We start from the raw sequence: 2,325 nt of genomic DNA on the forward strand, positions 1-2,325 counted from the left end.
GGCATCGGTCGCTGCCTTGACGACCACTTGCGCCACCATTTCCGGCCGGTCGGCGACAGGCATCACGTCGCGAAGCAGCGCTTCCAGCGTAGCGCGGGCCTGATCGTATTCCTGCAACGGCGAATCCGGCTGGATCCCGTTCTGGTCGAAGACAGTACGAACGAATGCCGGCTCGATGACCGAAACGCGGATGTTGAAGGCGCGAACCTCGTGGTCGAGCGATTCCGAATAGCCCTCGAGCGCGTGCTTGACCGCCGAATAATGCGCTGAATACGGCGCGGGCACCAGTCCCAGCACAGAGCCGATATTGATGATGCGCCCCTCGCCACGCTGCCGCATCGACGGCAGCACCGCATTGGTCATGCGGATGACGCCGAACAGATTGACGTCGAACAGAGCCTGCACCTGGGCAATCGAGAATTCCTCGGCGCCTCCAAGCTGGCCGACCCCGGCATTGTTGACCAAGAGGTCGATCCGGCCGGTCTGCGAGAGCACCGTCGAAACGAGTGCGGCAACGGCCTCACTGTCGGTCACGTCGCAGATCAGCATGATCACCCCGTCCGGATCGTTGCCGGCCTTGCGCCGGCTGGTTCCGAAGACGGTGAACCCGGCCCGCGCAAGGGCTTCGGCACTGGCGCGGCCGATGCCCGAAGAGGCTCCGGTCACAACAGCGGTTTTTCCGGCATTCGTTTTCATTTCGTGCTCCAAACTCATGGGGGCTAGCTTTTTTGCATCTGTTAAATTACAGTCGTAATATCAGATTATGATCATAATGCAATAGCAGAAAGGAATAGCAGCCATGCGCTACGAAAAGGGCAGGAAGGACGCCTCGCGCGGCCGGATCCTGGAGGTCGCCGCGGAACGCTTTCGGAAAAACGGCATAGCGGCGTCCGGACTGGCAACCATCATGGGCGACGCCGGGCTGACGAACGGGGCTTTCTATCCCCACTTTCAATCAAAGGCGGCGCTTGTCCGTGAAACGGTCGCTGCAGCTCTCGAGGATCAATCCGACGAGATACGGCAAGCATTGGCCTCCGGCGGCTTGGCAATGGCCATAGACACATATCTGTCTGCGGCGCATCGGGATAATCCCGGGAAGGGCTGCGCCTCTGCCGCCTTGCTGGCGGAAATCGCCCGCGAGCCACCCGAAACGCGTCAGCTTTATACCGAGCGTTTGCTGACCCAGGTGCGCCAGGTGTCGGTAGAGCTGCCGCCGCAAACTCCTGATCCGGAGGGCGTTGCGTTCGCTATCTTTGCGACCCTCATTGGCACGCTTCAACTGGCCCGTGCCGTGGAGGGAACGGAATTGTCGGATCGTATCCTTGCGGCAGGGAAAGCTGCGGCGCGCGCGCTGATCGAGCAGAGTTAGGGGATGTCACGCGTGGGCACGTCAAAGACATCCTCAGGCGGTGCGACGCCCAGCCCCGCATCGGCCCCTTGGGCAGGAACAGCACCGCCCGTATGATGGTCAGATGCGCGCCCGCTCTTCAGTGCCCGGTGCCGCGACCGAAGGACCTGGCGTCCTTGGCCAGCACCAGCTCGGCATCGTCGGTAACATAGCTGACATAGCGATAGTCGCGGATGAAGCTGATCTGACCTTCTCGCCACTCCAGCCACATGAAATGATGCGGTTTCTGGTCGGCATGGCTTTCGAACACAGCGATCACCTCGCGGCCGTCGAGCCAGGCCGGCGTCAGCCACACGCGGTCGCTTTTGGCGTAGATCGTGAAGAACATGCCGACATCCGCCGCACCCGAGCGCGTCGCATGCAGGGACTGATGAAGCCTGACGTCGTCGGCAAGCAGGGCGCGCAAGCCGTCCCAATCCCGCTGGTTGAACAGGGTCGCATAACGGACCACGGCGGCCGACGCGATACGCGCATCGGGAGCCGAACTGGCCTGCGCACTGACTTCCCTAAGCCGGGCGCGGCCGCGCGCCAAGTGCCCTTTCACCGCATCGACGGTGATGCCGAGCAAAGCAGCGATCTCGGCCAGCGGCTCGTCGAGCACATCTCTGAGGATGACGACGCTGCGCTGGAGCAGCGGAAGCTCCGCGAAGCGCGACACTGCGGTCTGTATAGCTTGCCTGCGCATCAGCATCTCCACCGGGTCGGCTTTGGTGTCGTCGGCAATTTCAAGCGCCGCCTCGATAGGCTCCGCCGCGCGGATCGCGCGGCTGCGCAGCAGGTCAAGCGCACGGTTGTGGGCGACGCGGAACAGCCAGGGCCTGAGCTGCGGCACCTCGCCCAGCTCATTCAGCGCAACGAAGGCTCGCGCAAACGTGTCCTGCACGACATCCTCCCCGTCGATGACCGAGCCCATCAGG

General features: G+C 62.9%; 3 protein-coding genes. 1 reads left to right on the forward strand and 2 read right to left on the reverse strand.

Annotated elements, in window-relative coordinates; translation table 11 throughout:
• On the reverse strand, nt 1–696 hold a 696-nt coding region (locus tag EN994_RS27650; protein WP_127307973.1), incomplete at its 3' end, for an oxidoreductase.
• Nucleotides 697–799: 103 nt separating this feature from the next.
• Here EN994_RS27650 and EN994_RS27655 point away from each other — a divergent pair.
• Nucleotides 800–1,369 carry a TetR/AcrR family transcriptional regulator gene (locus EN994_RS27655; protein ID WP_063168675.1) on the forward strand — a complete coding sequence of 190 codons (570 nt, stop codon included), beginning with the start codon at nt 800–802 and terminating at the stop codon, nt 1,367–1,369.
• A gap of 118 nt (nt 1,370–1,487) precedes the next feature.
• Here the strand turns inward: EN994_RS27655 and EN994_RS27660 are convergent.
• Nucleotides 1,488–2,325 (reverse strand): sigma-70 family RNA polymerase sigma factor (locus EN994_RS27660; protein WP_245466097.1); only part of this gene is annotated, 838 nt, incomplete at its 5' end.

Source organism: Mesorhizobium sp. M7A.F.Ca.CA.002.09.1.1, from assembly GCF_003998555.1.
GTDB classification, from domain to species: Bacteria; Pseudomonadota; Alphaproteobacteria; order Rhizobiales; family Rhizobiaceae; genus Mesorhizobium; species Mesorhizobium ciceri.